The following is a 258-nucleotide window of genomic DNA, read 5'->3' on the forward strand; positions in this document are numbered from 1 at the left end:
ATTTTATCAATTCTGCAGAACGGGTTCAGGCTTGGAAAAGCCGCTACGGCATCCGTCAGTTTCAATTCGTCGGCTCTGTGTCCGTTACTGTCTGGCGCGAGATTCGCCGCCTTAAAGATTCCATTCCAGATACTTTTTTAGACATCTACAACGCGTCTAAAGCCAACGATTGGAAACAGTTCAAGATTTTAATGGGCGGCATGGGTGCGGGGCGTAAGCAGATCATCAAACCATTTTATGAAGAAGGCGAAAACAACC

Annotated in this window: 1 protein-coding gene; it reads left to right on the forward strand. The window is 46.5% G+C overall.

Annotation, left to right across the window (positions count from 1 at the left end; translation table 11 throughout):
* A partial coding sequence (locus AAEY75_RS15990) for a hypothetical protein (protein ID WP_352260147.1) occupies positions 1 to 258 on the forward strand: 258 nt, incomplete at both ends.

The sequence above is a fragment of the Psychrobacter sp. TB55-MNA-CIBAN-0194 genome, from assembly GCF_040309505.1.
GTDB classification, from domain to species: domain Bacteria; phylum Pseudomonadota; class Gammaproteobacteria; order Pseudomonadales; family Moraxellaceae; genus Psychrobacter; species Psychrobacter fozii.